Here is a 23,932-nt window from a genome sequence, read left to right on the forward strand (position 1 = left end):
TATAAATATACTAAGAAAATTAATTTTTCTCATAATACCGGGCTAAAATATCATCAATACTCCGTATTGACTTCTTTGCCCAATCTAGATATTTTTCCAGTTTTTCCTCTTCCGTCAACTGCCAATCAATTTTTTCTTTTCTAAGTTTTGTAGTAAGGTATTGCAGAATTATGGCTGCAGACACCGAAATATTAAGGCTTTCTGTAAAGCCTACCATAGGAATTTTCAAATATCCGTCAGCAGCCTTTAATACTTCTTTACTTAACCCTTCTTTTTCCGTTCCAAAAAAAAGGGCTGTCTTCCCCTCAAACTTAAATTCGTCAAGTAAACAACTATCGTTGTGCGGTGACGTTGCGATAATACGATATCCTTTTCTTTTGAGTCCGTTTATACAATCGACACTGCTGGCATACGTGTGCACATCTACCCATTTCTGGGCTCCCATAGCTATCTTTTCATCGAGCCGCTTACCGAAACGACTTTCAATTACATGTGCCTCCTGCACACCGAACACCTCACAACTCCGTACGACAGCACTGGTATTGTGCAACTGAAAAACATCTTCAATTGCTACAGTAATATACTTTGTACGTTGTGTCAAAACATTTTCAAAACGGCTCTTTCTATCCTCTGTAATAAAACCCTCTAAATATGACAAAAGCTTAAGGTCAATCATGTGTCTAAAATTAATAAAAGGTATTTACAACGTAAATTTTGAGCCTATAAAAGTAAAACGTTCCGTTCTAAAGTCCGCCCGTCGTGTTAAATTCACACATAAAAACGAAAAATGTACACATTTTCTCTTCGTTTAGAATATTTAAAATTAATTTAAACAAATTATACTTTTTTATAAAAAGTCTATTTTAGCCCAATGAAGCAAAGAATTGTAGTTCTTACAGGCGCCGGAATAAGTGCCGAAAGTGGAATTAACACCTTTCGCGACGCAGATGGTCTTTGGGAAGGCCATGACGTCGCAAAAGTGGCCTCACCATTCGGATTTGCCAAAAACCCGGCATTGGTATTAGACTTCTACAACCAACGAAGAAAACAATTGTTAGAAGTTATGCCGAACAAAGCACATAAAGCTTTGGCCCAGCTGGAAGAAAAATTCGATGTAACTATCATAACCCAAAATGTTGATGATTTACACGAACGGGCCGGCAGTTCACTGGTCTTACACCTACACGGTGAACTTTTAAAAGTTAGAAGTACGGGTGACCCAAATTTGATTTTAGATTGGAAAAAAGATCTCAACCTCGGTGATAATTGCAAAAACGGTTATCAATTACGACCCCATATTGTTTGGTTCGGAGAAGAGGTACCTTTGCTTGAAGAGGCAGTATATCTAACGCAGAATGCTGATATATTACTAATAATCGGAACCTCATTAAGAGTATACCCGGCAGCTGGTCTAGTAAATTATGTCAAGAACGGGGCACCGATATACTTTATAGACCCAAAACCCAATGTTAAGGAAGTCGACTATAAGAACTTGACCATATTACCCCAAACTGCAACTGAAGCGGTGCCCATTGTGGTTTCCGATTTGGTCGGCCAAGCTAGGTAGCTTGTTTCGAATATTTTTCAATGGCAATTCTAACGAACCGGTTTAAAATACCATGAAAACCAGCAACATCACAGAAGCCTTTTTTTATATAAATCCATTGTTTTAAATTCGGGATCACATTCCAAGCAATACTTCAGTGAACAAACAAGAACTATACGAATCACTAAATTATGTAAACCATTCTCGCGAAAAAAGATTGGAAATGGCTGAGATTATCTTGCAAAACCCCAAATTAATTGCTCCACTTATCAAGATTGCCTTCGACGTGAACGACCCGATTTCAAGTAAAGCCTGTTGGGTTATGGAGTTTACCGCTAAACACGACCTTTCCTATATTTACCCACACCTCGACTATTTCACCTCAAATCTACAGTCGGTGCACTTAGATTCATCGGTAAGACCAGTTGCAAAAATATGTGAATACCTTAGCATAGCATATTTTTCAAAGACCGAACATAAAATTCAAAAAGTTTTAAGCGAGACCCATTTAAATTGCATAGCTACCGCTTGTTTTGATTGGCTCATTGGAAATCACAAGGTAGCCGCCCAAGCATATTCAATGACTTGTTTGCTGCTGTTGGGAAGGAAAATCGATTGGATTCATAACGAACTAAGAATGGTTCTTGAACAAAATTATGCCAATGGTAGTGCAGCCTATAGGGCAAGGGCTCGAATGACATTGGCTAAATTAAACTGACCTCAACACCAATTTAGAGCCATTATACCGCAACAATAGGTAATAGAAACTTTTAAACTCCCATGCTTATAAGTATCTTTGCCGTTTTCTATACAAAACCAAATTCAAAACAGATGTCTTTAGACGCATTGACCGCTATTTCCCCTATTGATGGGCGTTACCGAAGTAAAACAGAGCGCTTGGCAAACTTCTTTTCTGAAGAAGCACTTATCAAATATAGAGTAAGGGTAGAAATTGAATACTTCATCGCACTTTGTGAAATTCCATTACCACAACTATCTACTTTCGACACTTCAAAATTTGAGGTGTTACGAAAAATCTATCAAAATTTCGATACTTCTGACGCACAGGAAATCAAAGAAATAGAGAAAACGACCAACCATGATGTAAAGGCCGTTGAGTATTTTATCAAATCGGCATTTGACAAGTTGGGTCTAGCAAAATTCAAAGAATTCATTCATTTTGGTCTAACCTCCCAAGACATAAACAATACCGCCATTCCATTGTCAATAAAGGAAGCATTAAACGAGGTTTATGTACCCGAATTCTTTAATGTGCTTAATAAATTAAAAGAATTATCGACGGAATGGGCCGAAATACCCATGTTGGCACGTACTCACGGCCAGCCAGCTTCCCCTACCCGCCTTGGCAAAGAAATTGAAGTCTATGTAACGCGTTTGAACGAACAGTTCAATTTATTGAACGACATACCAAGTGCCGCAAAATTTGGTGGAGCAACAGGAAATTATAATGCCCATAAAGTGGCTTACCCCCAAATCGACTGGAAAGCATTCGGTCAAAACTTCGTTCAATCTACTTTGGGCCTTCATCATTCTTTTCCCACTACGCAAATAGAACATTATGATCATATGGCAGCGCTATTCGATACACTCAAGCGCATTAACACCATTGTTTTGGACCTTGATAGGGATTTCTGGACTTATGTCTCAATGGATTATTTCAAACAGCGAATTAAAGCAGGAGAGGTTGGTTCTTCGGCCATGCCACATAAAGTGAACCCAATCGATTTTGAGAATTCTGAAGGGAATTTAGGCCTTGCCAATGCAATTTTCGAGCATTTATCCGCAAAATTACCTGTTTCTAGACTACAACGAGACCTTACTGACAGCACCGTACTAAGAAATGTAGGTGTCCCGTTCGCTCATACCCTTATCGCATTTCAATCTACCTTAAAGGGGTTGGGAAAATTGTTATTGAACGCCGAGAAATTTAATCGAGATCTGGAAGATAACTGGGCGGTGGTTGCAGAAGCTATCCAAACAATTTTGAGGCGTGAGGGCTACCCTAATCCGTATGAGGCCTTGAAAGGGTTGACCAGAACCAATGAAAAAATAAATCAAACGTCGATTGGAGGTTTCATTGATACTTTAGAAGTTTCCGATGCCATTAAAAAAGAACTGAAAGCGATAACACCTCAGAATTATACCGGTATTTAATAGGATACCACTATGCTTATAAAAAAGACCCGACAAGTTGAAATACCTGTCGGGTCTTTTTATATAAATTATTTTTTGGATTAATCCTTCTTTTGGATCTGAACCCTATGTGGGTAAGGAATTTCAATTCCTGCCCCATCCAATGCTAATTTGCTTCCTTCAATAGTAGCAAAATAAACATCCCAATAATCTTCAGGCTTACAGAAAGGGCGTACTGCTAAATTCACAGAACTATCGGCAAGTTCTTCAACATTTACCGAAGGCGCCGGATTGTCCAATACTTTAGGGTTGGAAGTCAAAACAGCCAACAATACTTCTTTGGCTTTTTTGATATCTTCTCCATAACCGATTCCAACGGTTGTATCAACACGCATTTTCCCTTCAGCGGTATAGTTGATGATATTCCCGTTCGCCATAGCTCCGTTTGGCACAATGGCCAATTTGTTTTGAGGTGTGACCAGTTTTGTTGTAAAAATCTCAATTTCCTTTACATTGCCCAAAACCCCTTGGGCCTCTATCAAATCACCTATTTTATAAGGCTTGAATATGATGAGTAATACCCCACCGGCAAAATTGCCCAATGAGCCCTGTAAGGCTAAGCCAATAGCAAGACCAGCCGCGGCAATTAAAGCTGCCAAGCTTGTTGTTTCTACTCCTAAGGTAGAAATTACAGTAATAATCAAGAAAATCTTTAAAGTCCAAGAAATAAGGCTTACTAGAAATTTCTGAAGTGACTCGTCGTAATGTTTTTTGTTCATTACGTTTTTCAAAACTCTAGTGATTTTCTTTATAATCCACGACCCAATAAGGTAAATTAAAATTGCTCCCAATACCTTTGGGCCATAATCACTGACAAAATCAATTGCCTTATTCATCCAAATTTCTGCGTCTTTCATAATTAATGGTTTTTGTTTAATGTTTATAGTTAGACGAATATAAACAATACCCACTTAAAAATAAGCAGTTTACCAAAATCATGAGAACGAAATAAGCTAAAAAACAAAAAATCCGTTTCAGATTTGAAACGGATTTTAGAATATTAATGAATTAACAAGTCTGTCTAACTTCTAATCAACTCCCCTATCTCTTTCAGTCCTTCACCATTATAATCGCTCTTTTCAAGCGCCTTTATAACCTGAAAGAAATTAGCGGGATTCATATCATTACCCAGTACCCTGACCAATAGAAATCCTTTATCATCGTTGTCACCATAGATAACTACTTCATCAATGGCATCATCTTTCCCCAAATATTTAATCGTGGCCTTACCAAAACTGGTATTTATTTTCATGAGTTCGGTAAAGCGGTCGTTGTCGAGAATAGCCTTTACGTTAGCCTTTTCTATTTGGTATTCAGACACATTTTCCATGGTCTTCTTAAAAGCCAAAATATTCAACTTTTTTAAAGATTCAAAGGCTTCTTTCTGGGTCTCTGTCATGGCTTCATTCTTCATCTTCAACAAACTTACCGGTAAATCAACCGACAGGAAATTGGGATTTTCGGAATTATCTACATAATACTCTTGTAAACTCTGTGTCGAAGAACACGACATCACTGTGACCACCATGGTCAATAAAAAAATTGTTTTCATTATTTTCATGCTGCTTTTTTTTGATTGTGATTAGCTTGTTTGTACTACAGGGTTATTATATTTCTTGATGAACAGAACCTATAGTATATACATTTCTTAATTTCCTTTTCGGGCCTTACTTAATTGATCTCCACCCGGTAAGTCCATTTTTTCAGTCAACTTGGCAATTTTCCGAAGATCGATATCACCCGTCAATGAGAGCAGTACCGTTTCCAATTTTTTGCCATTGATTTCTATGTTTTGGTCGCTGATACCGGTAACCAACATCAGAAGATCTCTAACATGATTATCATCTTTACCTTCCTTTACATAGAATTTTACATTTGAATCACCATCTTTTACACGCATCAATTCTTCATAGGCGTCACCTTTCAAACGATTGTTCACCCACTTTCCGATATCATTTGATATGGCAGCGTCTTCAGTAGTCATCACCTTAAAGCTTGTAATACTGTTTACAAGTGAGAAAAAATCTTGAGCTTCGGGATCGTCTGAACTCACGCTCATTTTACCCAACATTTGAAACATTTTCGGTTGCATAGACACGTAAGTCACTCCATCATTGTCTTCATACTTTTCAAAAATATCTTGACTGAAAATAAATGTGGGTATGACCAATAAAATAAATATTGCAATTTGCTTTTTCATCTTTTTAAATTTTTCTGTTATTATTAATTGTACTCCAATGCCCGTTTTATTTTGCGAACACTATATTTTGAATGGCAGGGGGTATCAACGCCACCCAATTCGTAATTACTACTCCTTGATTAAAAATTTATTCGTATTTCTTTCAAATTCCTCCAAATATGTTAATTGCTTCGTGCCCTTGCTGAAATTTTGGGTGAACAAAGCCAATGCCTCTTGCGCAGAAGCTATTTCTTCTTGCGTATATTCACTCTCTAAGGTAGCACTTGGGCTTTGTCGTATGTAAAGCCCAAAACATAAAGCCACCACAGCCGCAACAGAAAACCATTTGTAAAAGTTTATGCTAGACTTCTCTCTTGTCGGAAGTACAACTTCTTCTGCATAACTTTCCTTTTTAGCCATGGAGAGATATTGAAACATAGGGGCATATTTTTCTAAATGGGCAGCAACGTTCCCTTCTTGATAATACCTCCGTAATTTTTCTTCTTCAGCGACCGTTGTAGTTGCCTCGAAGTATTTCTCCAATAGTTCTTCAATATTATCCGATCCCATAACTATGTTTTTCCATTAATTTTTCCCTTACGGTTTTTCTTGCTCTTGACAACGCTGCCCTGATAGCCGTGGGTTGCATCTTCATTATTTCCGATATTTCATCAAAATCATATTCCTCGACATCGCGCAGCTGTAATATTAATTTTTGCTTTTCGGGTAAACCGTCCATAATTTTCTCCACCCAAGCTACACTATCATTGGCCTCAACCTGCTTTTGCAAAGAGGTCCCATTATCGCTATAGTTGGTGTGGACCAATTTTAAATTTCCGGCCTGTTTTGATTTCAGACGATCTAAACAAAAATTTTTAGTCATCGTCATCGCAAAAGCCTCTACATTCCTATACCCTCCAATAGCCCTCTTTTTAGACCATAGCTTCAACAAGATTTCTTGAGTAGCATCTTCCGCCTCTTCTGTTGACACTAGCAAACGCTTTGCCAATCTGAATAATTTATCCTTAAAGGGCATTACCATGCTTAAAAACTCCGCTTGTTGCATTTTTTGGTTGTATTGTTTGCAAGGCCTTGTTAACCGTTCTCATTAGCAAGACGAGGTAGGAGAGGTTTTGTTACAAAAATTTTTTTATTATTAGTTATGTAAGTACATTGAACGACTATGTCTTGGTATATGCCCAAATGCCAATTATCATAACAAAAGTAACTGTAAGCAGTAATTTTATTGCATTCGATGATTTTTACGTCATATCCTTGAAAAGGCTATAGAACGTTAATCAGCACACTAAGCACTGCTTAATAGAAACAAAACACATAATGAAAGTAGCTTTAGCTGCTGACATTAACCAAAAATACCAATAAATGAAAAAGTACATGCTACTTTTCCTTTCGCTAGGACTCCTATTTTTTAATTGTAAAAAAAACGATGATCCAGTAATTGAGGAAGAAGAAATTTTAGAAGAACCAGAAGAAGAGATAATTGAAGTTGATGTCACGGTGCAAAGCTTTATATGGCAAACCATGAATGCCTATTATTTTTGGCAAAATGAAGTCAATGATTTAGCCGATGATCGTTTTAGCACTTTTTCTGATTATGCAAAATACTTAACTGACTTTCCTGACCCTGTAGCTTTCTTTTACGATGAACTTCTTTTTTCAGAAGACAAATTCAGTGTATTAAATGAAAATTATCGTGATTTATTAAATGCTTTCGCCGGAATCTCAAAAAGTAATGGCGTCGAATTCGGTTTATCTCGTTTTGCCGAGAGTGATGCAATTTTTGGTTACGTACATTACATCGTACCCAATTCCGATGCTGCAACAAAAGAAATAAAAAGAGGCGATGTCTTTACGGGCGTTAACGGGCAAACGCTTACAATCGCTAATTACGAAGACCTACTCTTCGGTGATTCGGACACCTATACGTTGAATATGGCCGATATCGTCGATAGTGCAATTACACCCAATGATAAGGAGGTAACTTTGACAAAAGAGGATAATTTAGTCGAGGACCCACTACTGGTCAGTAAAGTTTTAGAAGTGAATGGCCAAAAAATTGGATATCTGATGTACAACCAATTTGCAGGCGGATCGGAAGAACAGCTAAACCAAGCCTTTGGTGAATTTAAATCTGAAGGAATCGTAGACCTTGTCTTAGACCTTAGGTATAATCTTGGCGGATTAGGGGTTACGGCCAACGTATTGGCTAGCTTGATTTACAGTGCCAATGAGGAAGAACTTTTTTATAAGGTAAGATACAATGATAAGATACAGGGCACAGTGGAACCAGGATTCGGAGAAACCTTTTTTACAGCTACTACAGGTAGCACCAATGGCAATACGAATACACCATTGAATAATTTAAACCTTGGCAGAGTGTTCGTCATAGCTACTGGTGGTTCGGCATCTTCAAGCGAACTGGTCATGAATGGCCTAGCACCATATATTGAAGTAATACATGTAGGCACCACTACAGTCGGAAAAAATCAGGGTTCGGCCACTTTTGTCGATGACCCCGAAAATGGTAATGTATATAACGAAGAACGAGAAAACTACATTAATCCCGATAACCAATGGGCCGTTCAACCGATAATTATGCTCGCCGAAAACGCAGATGGCTTTTCAGATTATTACAATGGTTTGGTACCCGATATAGCACTTGAAGAAGATGTTGAAAATATGGGTGTTCTTGGAAACATAGATGAACCGCTGCTCGCGAGGACAATTCAAGAAATTACAGGTGCAAGTGCCAAAAGAACTTTTGATGTCCAATTTCCTGTAAATTTGGTAACCAGCTCAAAGATGTTCACTCCTATGAAAAACAACTTGATTATCCAAAAAGTGCCTTCATCTACAAAAGCTGAACTTTTAGCTCCTTCTAAAAAGGAATGAATTTTTGTATTTTGAAATGACAATTACACAGAAATTTCGTCTCTTACAATACCATCATTATGCGTTGTTTACAACTTTTTTTCGAAATATGTAAATAAATTCGACAACCGTAGACTAAATATTTACGTAAGTACGTTATCCCTAAGGTAATGAACCTCAAATCGTTTGCAAAATAATGGAATGGTTATTGAAATGGTTTTTACCAGTTAAAATAAACCTATGAAAAAGTATGTAGTACTGTTCCTTTCTTTGGGACTTTTATCCCTCTCTTGCAGTAAAGATGATGACAGTTTAATAAAACTGACAGGTCCGAATCCGGACCCAGATGCCAATGTTGATGTGCAAGATTTTATGTGGAAAGCCATGAATTCTTGGTATTTCTGGCAAGCCGAAGTCCCAAATTTGGCAGATGATAAATTCCCCAACACTTCCGACGGCTCAAAAGCATATACCGAATTTTTGGAATCGGAAAGCGACCCTGCTGCTTTTTTTGATGATGCATTGCTTTATTCTGAAGATCGATTCAGTTTTTATTCTGACGATTATGAGACATTAACAAAATCATTGTCAGGAATTTCAAAAAGCAACGGTCTTGAATTTGGTTTGGTGCGCTTTTCAGATAGTGACGATGTTTTCGGATATGTTCGTTACATTATCCCGAATTCCGATGCAGCATCTAAAGACATTAATCGTGGTGACCTTTTTACGGGCGTCAATGGAAGAACGCTTACCATTGATAATTATTCAAGCCTACTCTTTGGTGATGAAGACACCTACATCTTAAACATGGCCACCATAGAGGGCGAAATAATTACGCCTTCCAATAGAGAAGTTTCCCTTACCAAAATGCCTGATTTGGCAGAAAACCCTATTTTTTTAGACGAGACTTTTGAAATAGGAGCCCAAAAGATAGGCTATTTAGTGTATAATGCATTCACCAACGAATATGATGAAGAATTAAATGAAGTGTTCGGCCGATTTGCCGATGCGAATATCACCGACCTGGTATTAGATCTTCGCTATAACCCAGGAGGATCTGTTAATACCGCCCGTTTGCTGTCAAGTATGGTCTATGGTGCCAACACCAATGAATTGTTCCTTAGACAACGTTGGAACGACAAAATACAGGAACAGCTGAGCAAAGAGCAGTTAGAAGATTATTTTGCCGATAAGACGAGTGGAAAAACGACATTAAGAACCTTGAACTTGAGTAAAGTCTATATTCTCGCTACAGGCAGTTCGGCATCCGCCAGTGAGCTAGTTATTAACGGACTAGCGCCATACGTAGATGTGGTGCATATCGGGGAAACCACACGAGGTAAGAATGAATTTTCTATTACGATGGTCGATGACCCAGAAGGTAGTTACATTTATAATCCTGAAAGAGAAAACAAAATTAATTCCGATAATCGATGGGCCATTCAACCCTTAGTGGGTAGAAATGAAAATGCAGACGGTTTCTCTGACTACACTAGTGGACTTGTTCCTGATATTGAATTACAAGAGGATATTTCAAATCTTGGCGTATTGGGTGATTTACAAGAACCGCTCTTGGCCAAGGCTATACAGGAAATAACAGGGTCAACTACTGGTAAAAGAGATTTTACAGTGCATATGCCCGCTAATGTAATGACCAGTTCAAAAATGTTCGCGCCACTAAAAGATAATATGTTCATTGACAAACCGCTTAACATCAATTTGAATTGATGAAAAGAGGAAATACATGAATAAAAAAACGGCTTGGTGTAAAACCAAGCCGTTTTTTTATGTTCAGTTTTCTTTGGTCGCTATTCATTGAAATAAACGCCCCCAGGGATAATCCCCATTGTCAACGTAGTCATACTATCTTTGGTAGTAATGTCATAAATGCTCAACGTGCCATTACTAGCATAATCTTTGGCATCGGTACCATATAATTTTCCTTCGTTCAAGGTCATATTGTAAAAACTCAGACCTGATATATATTCTTCTGTCGGAAGCGTGTCATCTGAAGGATCCATTTTATAGACCGCACCGCCCATTTGGTAATAAAAGATACCTTCATCGATTCCCAGACTTCCCGGATGTTGGGTTGTTTCAAAATCGAAATTAACGACTTCATTGGTTGCCGTATTTATTTTAGAGAGTGCCCCACCTGTTTCCCCAAGGTAACCAGGGTTTCCACTAGCGAGCACCCAAAGGTTACCGGCATTATCAAATTGCATCGAATTCGGCATATCACCCACGGTTATAGTCGTAGTTACTGAATTGGTTGAAGCATCGATTACCGAAATTTGATTGTTGGTACTGAAGGCGCCACTGTTGGTCACGTAAAGCGTATTGCCATTGACTAACAAACGTTCTGGACCAAGTGGTACTGAAATGCTGCTTATTACCGTATTTGATGTTAAATCTACCACGGCAATAAAATCATCGCTTTCATCTGCAGTATCGCCCCAATTGCTCACATAGCCTGTTCCATCAATGGCTACGAAATATCTAGGATTGTTCAACCCTTCCGTTATCTCAGCTTGTTTTTCAAAAGTATCTCGGTCTACAATATTGATTTTGTTCGATACATTGGCAACAATATAGGCTAAATCATTATCGAAGCTCATAGATTGCACAATATTGCCTAAATCCTCATTGTTTACTTTGCTAAAGATAGCATGCTCGACATTGGTGAAATCTTCCGAAATAAAAGAAACTGTTCCGCTACCATTATTAAAAGGGCCCTCGTTCGTTACATAAATTCCTTTCTCATAATCTCCTTCGGGAAGGTCTATGACCTCATCATCATCGTTGTCACAGGAGGTCAAAATCCCAATGGCCAAAGCCCAAATACATACATTTCTCGTGTTCATAAACTTAAAATTTAGCTATAATTTGAATTAAAAAATTTCTATTAGGCATGGGTCTGTACGCCACACTCTGGTACTCTTCATTAAAAATATTGTTGATACGTAATCCCATTTTCAGGCTTAGTTTTTCCAATTTCAGCACATTATGGTGTCCCCCAAGATTGACCACGGTATATCCTGGAAGTTCGTTGCTTTCATCAGTCGTAATGTAAACTGAATGGTTCAAGAGTGCTTGCGTATATAATTCATAGCGGCGGAAACTATAGTTCAGCGAACCATTTATTTTATGCAACGGCACGTATAGCAACTGCTTTTCGGTTGCTTTATCGACCGACCGAGTATAGGCCCAGCCTCCATCAAGCTCTAAATGATGGGCTCCCCATGCTTTTTTATAGTTCAATACCGCTTCTAGACCGTACTGCCTCGCTTCTTGAATATTTTGTGGCACCCAAAGTCCGGAAGCATTGGGTCGCCATTGAATCATATTTTCTAAATCGATATAAAAGGCAGTGAGTTCTAAACTGGCATTGCCAACTTTGAATAATTGCCCCAATTCAACTTGGTAAGAAGTTTCAGGTACCAAATTTAAATTTCCGGCACCCAACCAATATAAATCGTTAAATGTGGGAAGTCGAAAGTTTTTTGAGGCACTTGTTTTGAGCAAATAGAAATCACTCAATTTATAACTACCATTTAGCGCCAACAAAAGCGGACTCTCGAAATCGTTCACCCAATCTTTTCGAATACTGAATCCGTAACGAAACTGCTCTGTTGCGTGATGGGTCGCCAATAAAGTACCCGACCATTGATTCCTTTTCGCATCTTCTAATGAAGACCCTTTGCCTTCTATCCGCTTATAATCTAATAGTCCGTTTAACGTAAAATCGCCCCAAGCTTGTTTGTGGTCATACCCTGCAATTATCGTATTTACACTTCCTAAAGAATAATCGGGTCTATTCTTATTGGCATAATATTCATAGCGCTCGAACAAATGCGCCAGCTTGAATTTCATTAGTTTTTCGTTCCCGAAGCGAACCATTTCCAATAAAGATCTGGTATTGATATCTTTATACTTATCATCTGAGGGCGCCGTCAGCGTACCCGATAAATTTCGATCACCAAAAAATGTATTATGATGCAGTTTGAGCAACAGCTGCTTGCTAAAAAAATATCCGGCATCAATATTGAAATTCAAATGATGGTATTCGCCGTTTTCATTCTTTTGTTCCCTACCTAAATACTCATAGTCGTTGTCGGAAGTCACATAATTCATTCCGAAACCCAATGCTAAAGATTTGGACCCGTAAGACGATTTGAAGTTGAGATTTTGGGTATTGTAACTACCATACCCCATTTGTAAGACATTATCGTAATGCTTTTCAAAAGCCAACAGATTATTCAAATGGATGCTTCCCCCTATCGCTCCACTACCATATTGCACGCTACCACCACCACTTCGAATGGCAATTCGGTCGTAATTTTGGGGAATCAATGTGCCAAAGTCTGTTTGGCCGGTCAAGGGCGAGTTGATATTGATTCCATTCCAGACCACTGCCGTATGTTGGGCGTTGGTACCCCGAAAGGAAGGAGAAGAAACCATACCATAACCATTTTCTTTTAGGTAAATACTCGAATTAAAGCGGAGCATGTCGGTAAACGTCGGATTCGTTCGCTCGACCAATGAATCAGAAAGTGTTTTAATTTTAATGCCTGCGGCAAAACGATATAGCCTTGCATCACTTAGAACGACTTCTTCCAATTGTATAATAGAATCGTTTTGGGCAATGGTCAAACCACTTCCGAAAAGCATAAGAAAGAGTAAAAAAAATGTTTTTTGTGCCATATTTACAAAGACCCTTATCCCGAAGGCCAACATATTAATTATGAATATGGCAGGTCTCCTGACTTGCGTACTACCATCGACCTTCCCACCAGTACGAAATCAAATTCGGCCTGAGCAGTGGTACTTTGAAGAAAATGGTAGCCGTCCTCTTTATGCGGACAAAGCTTACAGTTGCGGGAACAGTTCCAGATTTTAACTGGATTCCCTTTTAATCGACCCGATTAAAAATAGCGGGCCAAACCAAAATTCGGGGCGAAAGTAAGTATTTTAAGGTTGATCACCTTTAAAATACATTGAAAAAGTACAATTACACATTTCAAAACAGTCCCTAAGATGCAAATTTCAATAAATTGCCTACTTATATACATCTTCTGCTTACTGAGTTTTTAATCAATCTATAACCCTAAAGCTGTGCAACGCACTCACGGGTCTGCCATCAGAAGTGATGCCTTCTATTCGAATCATATACTTCCCGGCAGTATCGCCAGTATAGAAATTCAATTTCGTTTTCTCCTTTTCCGTAATGTTGATGTCTGGCACCCAGTCAAGAGTTGTGCGGTAGTCAGGTTTATCATGTTTAGGTGCGGGAGTAGCGTAGTTCGGCGCGTAGAACTCCCTAGTTTTATAGAACCCTGGAATGGTAGCATTGGCGATACCGGGATACCTTTCTGGTGTTTCCTCAAAATTCTTGCCCGTTCTGGTATAGATAGCAATTACTCCACCCATCGAACGTGAACCATACAGGGCGGCTTCCGAACTTTGAAGAACATCGATGAACAATACATCGGGAACGGGGAGGCTTTGAATGAAGTCTGAGCTCATAGGTATTCCGTCGAGTAAATAAAGTGGGCCAATAGGACCTCCAAAGTTCATTGCTCCCCTGATTAAAACACTTTGGTTTGGGAAAGACCCAAAAACCTGTACTCCGGGTATACGCCTTAAAAGGTCTAAAACGCTGCCCGTTTGTGCACTAGGTATAGAGTCTAGTAAGATTCTGTTCCTTGCTTCCCCATACAAAGTGCGCGAGCTCAGTTCGTCGTTAATAAGCTCTTTTCGCGTTTTTATTTTCGCTTTTACAACAACCTCTTTCAATTTTGTCACCTTGGGGTCGTATTTGAAATCGTTCAATTTTTTACGGTACGTTTCTTTAAGATATGGCTTCGCATATGTACTCGTTGCCTTATCAATTTGCCGCTTTAAGGGATTCTTTACCTGGACTACAGGGTAGGGCGAATCTAAATATATTGACACTTGGTCAGCGGCTCTTTTGCTTTTGACCGCACGCTCCGCATTTACAATAGCTTCGACACTATCTTTAAAAAAGAAAGGACCAAAACTAAACCTACCCTGTGCATTGGTCGGTTTTTTTTCCTGATAGACATCCCCGGCCAATATGTTCAAATTGGTAATTGCTTTTGTGGGTCGGTAACGATTGTTGAAGGCCGTAGTGCTTCCGCTTATCATAATACCCCTTTCTGGTTGAAAGGCCAATTCTTTACTTACACCTTCAGCTATAAACGATTTCCAAATGAACCTTCGCCATCCGTGTGTGAGCATAAGCATATCCAGTACATAATCACGTGCTCTTGAATCATCCACGAAAAAATAATTCGGATTTTCAACCATTCCGCCTATATCGGAATTTAACAATAGCCAACTTTTGATAGTAGATGTTTCTTTTTCTAAACTGTTTTGTGTGACAACGCTCATTGAAAAATGTCCGCCAAGCGACGCTCCCTTGGTGTCTTGAACGGCAAGGGCTAAAGCTACCTGCTCACGAAATCCATACTTCGGTCTATCCGATTTCACGGAAAAGTTCACATTGTTTTTAGGGTTTTCAATGAAGGAAAGTCGCTCACTAACAGGTTCTCCGTTCGGATCGAACAAAGTGAAATGGGCCACGCCATCATCCAATTTAGAAGTCAAAATCTTTATAACATAAGTGTCTTCATTACTGTTTTTCTCGAAGCGTTTGAAAATTAGCTGACCACGAAGATGGCCCAATAATAATGTGCCCTTCAGTCCATTATTAATATTTGTAGAAACCCGAACAACCACATATTCACCGTAATTACTGACCTGCAAAACATAACCTTTTGATAGGGGCCTAGGTACCGGATATTTTTCCGTAACACCGTTGATTTCAATTTGTGCGTAATAATCGGTATCGGGCTTTACTTCAAAATAAGTTGAGGCCAAACCGAATTCAAAGCTTCTAAACGGCACTATTTGAGTACCATCTTCATTAACAATTTTACCCTGTAATGCGATGCCCGTTCCTGCCGCATCTGTTATTTTTAAACCCATAACGTTTGTAAGACCCGCCACCAAATTACCTCCTTCCGGAAAAAATTGAACGATAGGCTTCGTAGTGTTTAATAGGGCTATCTGATTTTTAGAAGTTTCTTCTCCCCTTTCATCTTTTTCGAACTTCTTTTCTGGTATATCGTTCGAATTCAATTGTTGCGACCATATCGTTATTTTCTTTTGAAAAAGAACAAGTTCACTATCGTTCAGCATGTATTTGGTGTAGGCCCGTAACACGTGCGGGCCCTCTTTGACATCTTGCGGCACGGTTATATCGCCGGCGGCCCAGCCGGAATTGGCATATAATTTCCGTTGCGCGATTATGCTGTCTTTCGAATTTAGTAATTCTACGTAAACGACCCGGCTTTTATCACTTTCCCAATGGGTAATACCGTTCAATACGTAAGCTTTGAACCAAATTGTTTCACCGCTAGTATAGCAATCTTTATCTGTCTGCACATATACTTTTTCGGGTGGTGTAAGGTTGGCATAGGTAGCAAGTTGACCTTGAATCGTATTAAATACCGGATTTTCTTGGGCATCTAAATCGTAAATCGAAAACAGTAAGACCAACACCAAACTATAAATGCAAAATGTATCTGCCGTTTTCATAGAGTCAACCAACAATTTATATAAAAAGTGACAACAAGTTAGTATTTTTTTAGATTAAGAAACTGTTTTGGAGGATTCCGATACGGGCAAGAAAGACAATCATTCACCAAACTTCGTGATGAATGTAATCAGATCAAACAGATTATCGGAAATCTACCAAATGGTCCAGGCAAACTTCGACCAGAGCAAAAATAACATGACCATCAAGTGGAGCTGCGCACAATGGAAAATTTGGAAAAGTACAACCACGGTCACGACCATACAATACTAGGTCTAACCAAAATTCGGGGAAGGCAGTGAATCTAAAGGGATGTATTCTTTATTAACAGCCTTGTTTATGAAAGGTAGTCTTGTAGTCTTGTAACCTTTCCTCATTTCCAAAAATCCTTTCCAAAATTTTTACACAGGTCTATTACTTCAATAGAATCGACACCCTAGTCATTTGATTTGTCTTTATTGATAGGCCCTTTAACAGGAACGCTAATTAAAAATAAAACTACTATTCAACACCTTGAAAAACCATCTTCATCAAGCTATCTCTTTCCATTTTTGAATTTTTTATATCCTCCCTAATTTTACTAATCTCGTTCTGAATCTTTTTTTCTATTGCTTTTGTTTCCTCATCTACTTTTCCAACTATTTCAATTGTTACCCTTCTGTTTTTTGAACGAGATATTTCATTTCTATTTTCCACTAATTGATGGTCAGCCCCAAAACTAACTACCTTATTTATCCTGTTGTTTTGTTGATCTATAGACTTGATAAAATCGGCTACATTTTGGGCTCTTTCATCCGAAATATCCTTATTGGATGGCGTATTTCCTATAGCATCCGTATATCCTTTAATATTTAATTTACAATTTTCCAAAGAGGAAATGAAGGCTTTAATCCTCAGCTTATTAAAGTCGGAGAGTTTAGCGCTACCGGAGGTAAAGAAAATAATTTCGTGGTTTTTAAAGGCAGGGCTTTTATGAGCTTGCTCCTCCAGACTCTCGATTTCTAATTGTGCAAAATCGTTTTCTAATTTTAATAGTATAGAATCAAAATGATCAATTTCCTTTTCTTTATCTATTAACAAAGTATAAGATTCGGAATTTAATGTGGGTTTCACCCCTAACCGCATCCCAAGAATGAAGAACGGGATTGTAAAAAACAGTAGGAAAAAATAGGCCATATTTTTTTCAATATCTATCTCACCCAAAATAAAAATTGAAATCAGTACAAAAATAAAGAGTAAAACGACCCACCAATTATTTATATAACCGAAATAGTTTATTTCAACAAATGTCCCTATCGTGTATAATAAATATGGAATACCAATAAGGATTAGAATTGATATTAGAACTAGAAATAAATTATTGATTTTTTTATTCCCCATTTTGCAATCGTCTTTTTATTGTTTGTCAACCTCTCGGCAAAGGTTTGCTGCTGTGATTGGTCGCCTAGCCTAATTAGTCAGACTTTGGATTAAACAATAGTGATTTACTATTAGGAAACCCGAAAGCAATGAACTTTAGGCATTCTGCTTGTTGCACAAGTTAGCGAAAAAATCGGGTGTAGGGCATTACCTATTCGGTGCCCCCTGAACTGCACCATAAACTGGCCTTGTATGGCCGAACCCAAAAGACAAAAACCCTTTATACCGGTTCTGTTTTTCAGGAACTATGTGCTTGTGCAACGGTTACTTTTGTTACCAAATGTTTTTTATTTCAAATCTTCATTAATTGCAATTAACATTAATCCTTCAAGAGTATACCTTCTATAAAATTTCATAAAAGCCATAAAGAAAATATATGCTATTACAGACAGTAACGATAGAATAGTTATTATAGTCAAATTACCTAGTTCAGAAAAATGAGTGAATATTATATACCAAAATGAAATAGTTGTAATCAAAGTTAATGTTCTTAGAAATCCATAAAGAACCACATAATTGACCATTTTGAATTGATGGTTTTTTGAATGTTCAAATGTATAATGTGTAATTATTCGATGAAAGTCATAATCTCTAACTTTTATATCGTCATATCCATTTAATTGTCCATCTGCTAATCGATTAAATAATTTTTGTCCCTTTAAAGTAATTAAGTCAATTAGAAATTTATCTAATTTTCTAGTGTAGAAATTTTTAAAGCCTAAAACCTCTCCAAGTACTAAATCAAGAACAGTAACTGGAAACATAATTAGGATTAAGCAAATACGCCAGGCGATACCTCGTTTGCTTTTGGTAGCCCAAAAACCAGAGTAGTCAAATCCAAGTAAATATTTTGAAGGATAATTGTATTTCCAATTTGCATAACGTTCAATAGTAATAGAAGATATAAAGTTTAGTAAATGACCGAGGGAATAACTGATTATTATAAAAAATAGAACCTTATCTAATTGAAAGTCACTATTCTTAGCTATAAAGTTTTTTAATTCAAAATTCTCCGATAGATTTTCAACGTAATCTATAAATAGAACTAAATAAAATAATAATGCACCTGGAATAAAATATCCAAGAAAATCATAAAGAGAAAATGGATTTTGTCTTATCATATTTTTATTTCAAATGGTTGGTAACGGGTCTAGGCTATGGCAAGTAGGGCAGGCAAGGAAACTTTTCGTTTCCGTCTGCGCTCATAGCCAGAGCTTTTTGTTTTGTAATTATTTTCATTTTTTTAATTGCCAAATCCAAAAGATTTGGTGGACTTAGCAAACACGCCCAAGGCATTAAATATAGGACTTTATGCTCTATTTGCTATAGTTATTATTGACCTTAGTACTTTTTGAGAAGGCTTTGTTAATTCAAAAAATACGTTCTTCGACGATAACATAATTTGATTGTAATTCAGAACCGTAATTATAACCTACCGCGATTTTGAAATCATTCAAATACCATTCTCTTAATTCTCCATTTAGTGCTTCGTTCATCTGCATTAAATCATATTTTGAGAATCCAGCACCGCATAAATGAGTTTCTCCAAATTCCGCAAAGTACTTGTCCACCAAAACTTTGATTGCTCGTTCTTCTCGATTATTTTGAGCTAAATAAAGAGATTTTGAACCATCATTAATATCACTCAAACTTATGTAATCAAATTCTCCGTCCGAATTTTCTGCGTTCCAATCCGACACTCTTATTGCTCCAGCCACTTCTTCATTTAGAGATATTTCAGAAGCTATCATATCATCGTGATTGAAATCATATGGGTTTATTCCCAATTTCGATAAAAGTTCTTTCTGTTGGTCTTTATTTAAAGATTTTATTTTTCGCTCCGTTATTCCGTCTGTATAAACGGTGTCAACTGGTTTGTTCTTCGGTTTAAGGAAATCAAATAATCCCATATTATTTTAATTTTAGGTTTGGTAGAAAAATAGAAAATCGCGTTCGATTTTTGTTACGGATTTCCTTAATAGTTAAATTTTTCAGTACTTATGGCAACAATTCTATATAGTAACAAGTTACTATATTTCTCTTTGAGAAATACGAATCTTACGAGTTTTTGATGTCTTTAAAAGTGTCCGTGGCTATAAGAGGTACTAGACCTTACAAAACACATTGCCAAAAAATACGAGGGTAACTCTGAACCGCAACTTTGCTTTCTGGTAGCTGCTTTTTCGCAATTTTAATACGCTAGCAACACTGCTATTTTGAGAATTGCTTTCGGATGATTTTCAGGTATTGGCTTCAGTTCGATTTACAGTTCCGCTTTATTCCCATATTTAAGCACCACACTAAAATAGAAACATGAATCGATACCCCTTTAGAGAAAAAGGGCTTTTGTAAATCTAAGAAACAGGGAGTTTTAATTGACTTCGACCAAATCAACCTCAAAAATAAGTACTGAACCCCCGGGGATACCGGCACGACTAGAACTACCATAACCCAAAGCCGATGGCACCAAAAGAATACCACTACCGCCCTCTTTGAAATAAGTGATTCCTTCCGTCCAACCTGCAATCACCTGCTGTAAGTTAAAAGAAATACCTTCTGCACCGCTTTGGTCGAACACTGAATTATCGGTAAAATAGCCTTTATAGGCCACAGTCACATTTGAAGCTGTTGTAGGTTGTTCACCTGTGCCTTCTTCGTTGACCACATAGTACAATCCTGTGGCACTCTTTTGGGCATTCAAATTATTGGCAGTTATATATTCTTGAATTTCCATTTCATTTTTTACGGCAAAATCCGTTTCTTCAGAATCGTTACAAGAAATGAAAAGAGTAAAAACAAAAATAACTAGGGTATACTTCATAATGGTCTTTTTTAAAGGCGCAAATATAATAAAAACTGGTACTCGCTTCTTACGAACATGCGATTAATCGTATCCGTTCCAAACAATAATTGAGAAGGCATCTTTCCGTTGGAAAATAAAGACTGTACCTTTATCCCGTAATATACATGTCAATCTGATCGATTAAAATTAATGGATAAGTCCAAATTCAATTTTCTTAATACCTCCGCCTTTATTTTGTTGCTATTCACTATGGGGTGCAAACAACAAAAGGAACAAGCATTGCCCTCACAAAATAACGCTAGCGAAAACACACTTAGCTACGCAAAGGGCTTTTCCATAGAAAGGGGAGCATCGGGAATTACAACAATCACGATAACCTCCCCATGGCCAAACGCAGAAGCGGAATTCACTTATGCTTTGATTCCGAGGGAAAAATTGGCGACCATCACCCTGAACAAAGAGGCTTATGATGCTATAGTTGCCGTTCCGGTCGAGCGCATCGTTGCCACCTCTACAACGCATATTCCGGCATTGGAAGCTTTGGGTGTGGAGAATCGATTGGTCGGGTTCCCCAATACGGCCTATATTTCCTCTAAAGGCACACGAAAGCGTATCGAGACGGGAGCAATAAAGGAATTGGGCAATAACGAGGATATTAATACCGAAATGACTTTGGAACTACAGCCAGATTTGGTAGTCGGCTTTTCCATTAACAATCAAAACAAAGCCTACGAAACCCTGCAACGCTCCAATATTCCCGTTGTTTATAATGGTGATTGGACAGAGGAAACCCCTTTGGGCAAAGCGGAATGGATAAAATTCTTTGCTCCATTTTTCCAAATGGAAAGCAAAGCCGATAGTATTTTTAAAAGTATAGAGACTTCGTATCTAGAAGCTAAAGAATTGGCCAAAAAAGCCACATCGAATCCATCTGTTTTAAGTGGTGCTCTTTACAAAGATGTTTGGTACCTCCCTGGAGGTAAAAGCTGGGCCGCCCAATTTTTAAAGGATGCCAATAGTGATTATTTATGGTCAACCACCCAGGAAACCGGAAGCCTCTCCTTAAGTATCGAAAGTGTTCTGGAAAAGGCCCAAAATGCCAAATTCTGGGTTTCACCATCGCAGTTCACCTCGTACGAGACTATGAAAGAGGCCAATCGCCATTACCTTCAGTTCGAGGCTTTTAAAAACAAGCGTATCTATACATTCGCTAAAACTACGGGAGATACGGGTGGATTATTGTATTATGAACTCGCACCACAACGTCCTGATTTGGTATTGAAAGACCTAATCCATATTTTACATCCCGAATTGTTGCCCGAACACCAACTTTTCTTTTTTAAGCCTTTGGACTAATTGGGAAAGCCTAAATCATATCGCCTCAGTTTTATCTTTTTATTTTTGGTGCTGTTGCTCTGCTTGGCTGTCAATATTAGTTTTGGATCGGTCAACATCCCTTTAGCAGATACATTTACTTCCCTTTTTGGCGGGGCCATTGAAAATACATCTTGGGATTATATTCTGTGGAATTATAGAATTCCCAAAGCCTTTACGGCGGTACTTGTGGGAAGCGGATTGGCCTTAAGCGGACTACTGATGCAGACGCTGTTCCGAAACCCCCTCGCAGGGCCGTTTGTATTAGGCATCAGCTCCGGTGCCAGTTTAGGCGCCGCATTGCTCATCATGGGGTCATCATTATTCTCAGGCCTCTCGGTTTTCGGACTTATAAACGACATATCATTGGCTATTGCTGCTAGTATTGGAAGTTTTTTGGTGCTATTGGCGGTGATGATTGTCGCCTCACGTGTAAAAGATACCATGGCCCTGTTAATTATTGGCCTTATGTTCGGGAGTATTACCGCTGCTATTGTAAGCGTGCTTTCGTATTTTACCGATGCTGAAAAACTACAGCAATATGTGTACTGGTCTTTCGGTAGTGTGGGCAATCTTTCTTGGTCACAACTCACTCTTTTGCTAACCATTATTGTCATCGGAACCTTACTGAGCGTTGTTTCGATAAAGTCGTTGAACGCGTTGTTATTAGGCGAAAACTATGCTCAGAGTTTGGGTGTAAACCTTAAAAAATCACGTTATACGGTCATCATATCAACAGGCCTACTTGCTGGCGGAATAACTGCATTTGCAGGGCCTATCGCCTTTATCGGTTTGGCGGTGCCCCATTTGACACGACAGATATTCAATACTACGGAACATCGAATTCTATTGCCGGCAGTTTTAATATATGGAGCTATTCTAATGCTGCTTTGCGACACCGTAGCCCAACTGCCAGGATCGGCCAATGTTTTGCCCATTAATGCAATTACCAGTATTTTAGGAGCTCCGGTAGTCATATGGTTACTGGTGCGAAAACGTAAAATGGTATTTTAATAAATTACGCTTTTATCGACGATATTTAACCTTATAAATTTTTAATCAATTAACGACAAATCTCAAAATAACGTTTTAGAAGCCCGTCAACTGACGGTCGGGTACCAAACCAAAAAAGAGCGGACCAATGTTGCCTCCAACATTAACTTCTCTTTGGGTCAGGGTGAGCTTATGGGCATAGTGGGCATTAATGGTGCAGGAAAATCGACCTTGTTGCGGACTTTAGGAAAGGTTCAGCCTAAATTATCGGGTGAAGTATTTCTTAATGGAAAAAATATTGAAAACTATAACGCTATGGCCTTGGCTGCAGAAATCAGTCTGGTATTGACCGAGCCCATCGCTTCAAAGAACATGACCGTAGAAGAGTTAGTGGCTTTGGGAAGACAACCCTATACTAATTGGATAGGTACCTTGACCGAAGACGATAAATCAAAAATAAAAACTGCTATTTGGATGTTGGAGTTGGAAACCCTTCAGCATAAAAAATGTTACGAACTAAGCGATGGCCAGTTGCAACGTGCCATGATCGCGAGGGCACTTGCCCAAGATACCGACATTATATTGCTAGACGAGCCCACAACCCACCTCGACCTTTACCACAAAGTAAAGATTTTAAAAGTACTGAAATCCATAGCCTTCGAGACTAAAAAAACAGTTGTTTTTACCAGTCATGAAATTGAAATGGCCATACAGTTGTGTGATACCATGCTTTTACTTGACACTACGGCACATGCCTTTGGACAACCCTGTGAACTTATCGAGCAGCAGGCTTTTGAACGTTTATTTCCTGCTGACACGGTTTCGTTCGATGCCAAGACTGGTTCTTTTCGGATAGAAAAGTAGCCAAAGGCGATATCCCATTTTTAAAGT

General features: G+C 38.3%; 21 protein-coding genes and 1 riboswitch. Of the genes, 8 read left to right on the top strand and 13 right to left on the bottom strand.

What is annotated here, in order from left to right:
- Nucleotides 1-19: 19 nt before the first annotated feature.
- Nucleotides 20-676 carry a TrmH family RNA methyltransferase gene (locus BLS33_RS04470; protein WP_089885701.1) on the bottom strand — a complete coding sequence of 219 codons (657 nt, stop codon included), beginning with the start codon at nucleotides 674-676 and terminating at the stop codon, nucleotides 20-22.
- Between the two features lie 195 nt (nucleotides 677-871).
- Between BLS33_RS04470 and BLS33_RS04475 the strand changes: the two genes are divergently transcribed.
- The 3 genes from BLS33_RS04475 to purB all read left to right on the top strand — a co-directional run bounded on the left by BLS33_RS04475 (nucleotide 872) and on the right by purB (nucleotide 3,721).
- The gene (locus tag BLS33_RS04475) at nucleotides 872-1,567 is read left to right on the top strand and encodes an SIR2 family NAD-dependent protein deacylase (protein ID WP_089885705.1); all 696 of its coding nucleotides are present in this window, start codon (nucleotides 872-874) and stop codon (nucleotides 1,565-1,567) included.
- 202 nt (nucleotides 1,568-1,769) lie between these two features.
- A complete protein-coding gene (locus BLS33_RS04480; RefSeq protein ID WP_317039829.1) occupies nucleotides 1,770-2,264 on the top strand; it encodes an adenylosuccinate lyase in 495 nt (164 codons plus the stop codon).
- A 113-nt stretch (nucleotides 2,265-2,377) separates the two neighbouring features.
- The gene (purB, locus tag BLS33_RS04485) at nucleotides 2,378-3,721 is read left to right on the top strand and encodes an adenylosuccinate lyase (protein WP_089886242.1); all 1,344 of its coding nucleotides are present in this window, start codon (nucleotides 2,378-2,380) and stop codon (nucleotides 3,719-3,721) included.
- 80 nt (nucleotides 3,722-3,801) lie between these two features.
- Here the strand turns inward: purB and BLS33_RS04490 are convergent, their stop codons facing one another.
- The 5 genes from BLS33_RS04490 to BLS33_RS04510 all read right to left on the bottom strand — a co-directional run bounded on the left by BLS33_RS04490 (nucleotide 3,802) and on the right by BLS33_RS04510 (nucleotide 7,005).
- Nucleotides 3,802-4,617, bottom strand: a complete 816-nt coding sequence (locus BLS33_RS04490; RefSeq protein WP_089885713.1) for a mechanosensitive ion channel family protein — start codon at nucleotides 4,615-4,617, stop codon at nucleotides 3,802-3,804.
- Nucleotides 4,618-4,781: 164 nt separating this feature from the next.
- Complete coding sequence (locus BLS33_RS04495; protein ID WP_089885716.1) at nucleotides 4,782-5,321, bottom strand: DUF4252 domain-containing protein; 540 nt, start codon at nucleotides 5,319-5,321, stop codon at nucleotides 4,782-4,784.
- A gap of 87 nt (nucleotides 5,322-5,408) precedes the next feature.
- The gene (locus BLS33_RS04500; protein ID WP_089885719.1) at nucleotides 5,409-5,960 is read right to left on the bottom strand and encodes a DUF4252 domain-containing protein; all 552 of its coding nucleotides are present in this window, start codon (nucleotides 5,958-5,960) and stop codon (nucleotides 5,409-5,411) included.
- 108 nt (nucleotides 5,961-6,068) lie between these two features.
- Complete coding sequence (locus BLS33_RS04505; protein ID WP_089885723.1) at nucleotides 6,069-6,509, bottom strand: hypothetical protein; 441 nt, start codon at nucleotides 6,507-6,509, stop codon at nucleotides 6,069-6,071.
- On the bottom strand, nucleotides 6,496-7,005 hold the full coding sequence (locus tag BLS33_RS04510; protein ID WP_089885726.1) for an RNA polymerase sigma factor: 510 nt from the start codon (nucleotides 7,003-7,005) through the stop codon (nucleotides 6,496-6,498). The genes BLS33_RS04505 and BLS33_RS04510 overlap by 14 nt, the downstream gene beginning before the upstream one ends.
- Before the next feature lie 317 nt (nucleotides 7,006-7,322).
- Here BLS33_RS04510 and BLS33_RS04515 point away from each other — a divergent pair, with 317 nt between their 5' ends.
- Nucleotides 7,323-8,852, top strand: a complete 1,530-nt coding sequence (locus BLS33_RS04515) for a S41 family peptidase (protein ID WP_089885729.1) — start codon at nucleotides 7,323-7,325, stop codon at nucleotides 8,850-8,852.
- 219 nt (nucleotides 8,853-9,071) lie between these two features.
- On the top strand, nucleotides 9,072-10,559 hold the full coding sequence (locus BLS33_RS04520) for a S41 family peptidase (RefSeq protein WP_089885733.1): 1,488 nt from the start codon (nucleotides 9,072-9,074) through the stop codon (nucleotides 10,557-10,559).
- A gap of 80 nt (nucleotides 10,560-10,639) precedes the next feature.
- On the opposite strand, the gene BLS33_RS04525 is transcribed toward BLS33_RS04520, so the two are convergent.
- From BLS33_RS04525 to BLS33_RS04555, 7 genes are all read right to left on the bottom strand, one after another.
- Entirely contained in the window at nucleotides 10,640-11,695 is a 1,056-nt protein-coding gene (locus BLS33_RS04525; RefSeq protein ID WP_089885736.1) for a YncE family protein, read from the bottom strand.
- A gap of 4 nt (nucleotides 11,696-11,699) precedes the next feature.
- Complete coding sequence (locus tag BLS33_RS04530; RefSeq protein ID WP_176801317.1) at nucleotides 11,700-13,535, bottom strand: TonB-dependent receptor plug domain-containing protein; 1,836 nt, start codon at nucleotides 13,533-13,535, stop codon at nucleotides 11,700-11,702.
- Between the two features lie 31 nt (nucleotides 13,536-13,566).
- Nucleotides 13,567-13,795, bottom strand: a riboswitch (cobalamin riboswitch).
- Between the two features lie 130 nt (nucleotides 13,796-13,925).
- Complete coding sequence (locus BLS33_RS04535; protein WP_089885742.1) at nucleotides 13,926-16,454, bottom strand: TonB-dependent receptor plug domain-containing protein; 2,529 nt, start codon at nucleotides 16,452-16,454, stop codon at nucleotides 13,926-13,928.
- Nucleotides 16,455-16,953: 499 nt separating this feature from the next.
- Nucleotides 16,954-17,832, bottom strand: coding sequence for an OmpA family protein (locus BLS33_RS04540; protein ID WP_089885745.1), 879 nt, complete (start codon nucleotides 17,830-17,832; stop codon nucleotides 16,954-16,956).
- Nucleotides 17,833-18,158: 326 nt separating this feature from the next.
- A complete protein-coding gene (locus BLS33_RS04545; protein WP_089885748.1) occupies nucleotides 18,159-18,992 on the bottom strand; it encodes a hypothetical protein in 834 nt (277 codons plus the stop codon).
- 249 nt (nucleotides 18,993-19,241) lie between these two features.
- On the bottom strand, nucleotides 19,242-19,781 hold the full coding sequence (locus BLS33_RS04550; protein ID WP_089885751.1) for a hypothetical protein: 540 nt from the start codon (nucleotides 19,779-19,781) through the stop codon (nucleotides 19,242-19,244).
- 461 nt (nucleotides 19,782-20,242) lie between these two features.
- Complete coding sequence (locus BLS33_RS04555) at nucleotides 20,243-20,692, bottom strand: FKBP-type peptidyl-prolyl cis-trans isomerase (protein ID WP_089885755.1); 450 nt, start codon at nucleotides 20,690-20,692, stop codon at nucleotides 20,243-20,245.
- A 171-nt stretch (nucleotides 20,693-20,863) separates the two neighbouring features.
- Between BLS33_RS04555 and BLS33_RS04560 the strand changes: the two genes are divergently transcribed.
- The 3 genes from BLS33_RS04560 (at nucleotide 20,864) to BLS33_RS04570 (ending at nucleotide 23,905) form a co-directional block, all read left to right on the top strand.
- Nucleotides 20,864-22,030: an ABC transporter substrate-binding protein gene (locus BLS33_RS04560; RefSeq protein WP_089885759.1), complete on the top strand. Its 1,167-nt coding sequence runs from the start codon at nucleotides 20,864-20,866 to the stop codon at nucleotides 22,028-22,030.
- A complete protein-coding gene (locus BLS33_RS04565; protein ID WP_089885763.1) occupies nucleotides 22,031-23,062 on the top strand; it encodes a FecCD family ABC transporter permease in 1,032 nt (343 codons plus the stop codon).
- Between the two features lie 141 nt (nucleotides 23,063-23,203).
- Nucleotides 23,204-23,905, top strand: a complete 702-nt coding sequence (locus BLS33_RS04570) for an ABC transporter ATP-binding protein (protein ID WP_317039833.1) — start codon at nucleotides 23,204-23,206, stop codon at nucleotides 23,903-23,905.
- Nucleotides 23,906-23,932 lie beyond the last annotated feature (27 nt).

Origin of the sequence: Kriegella aquimaris, assembly GCF_900103215.1 — a bacterium.
Taxonomy (GTDB): domain Bacteria; phylum Bacteroidota; class Bacteroidia; order Flavobacteriales; family Flavobacteriaceae; genus Kriegella; species Kriegella aquimaris.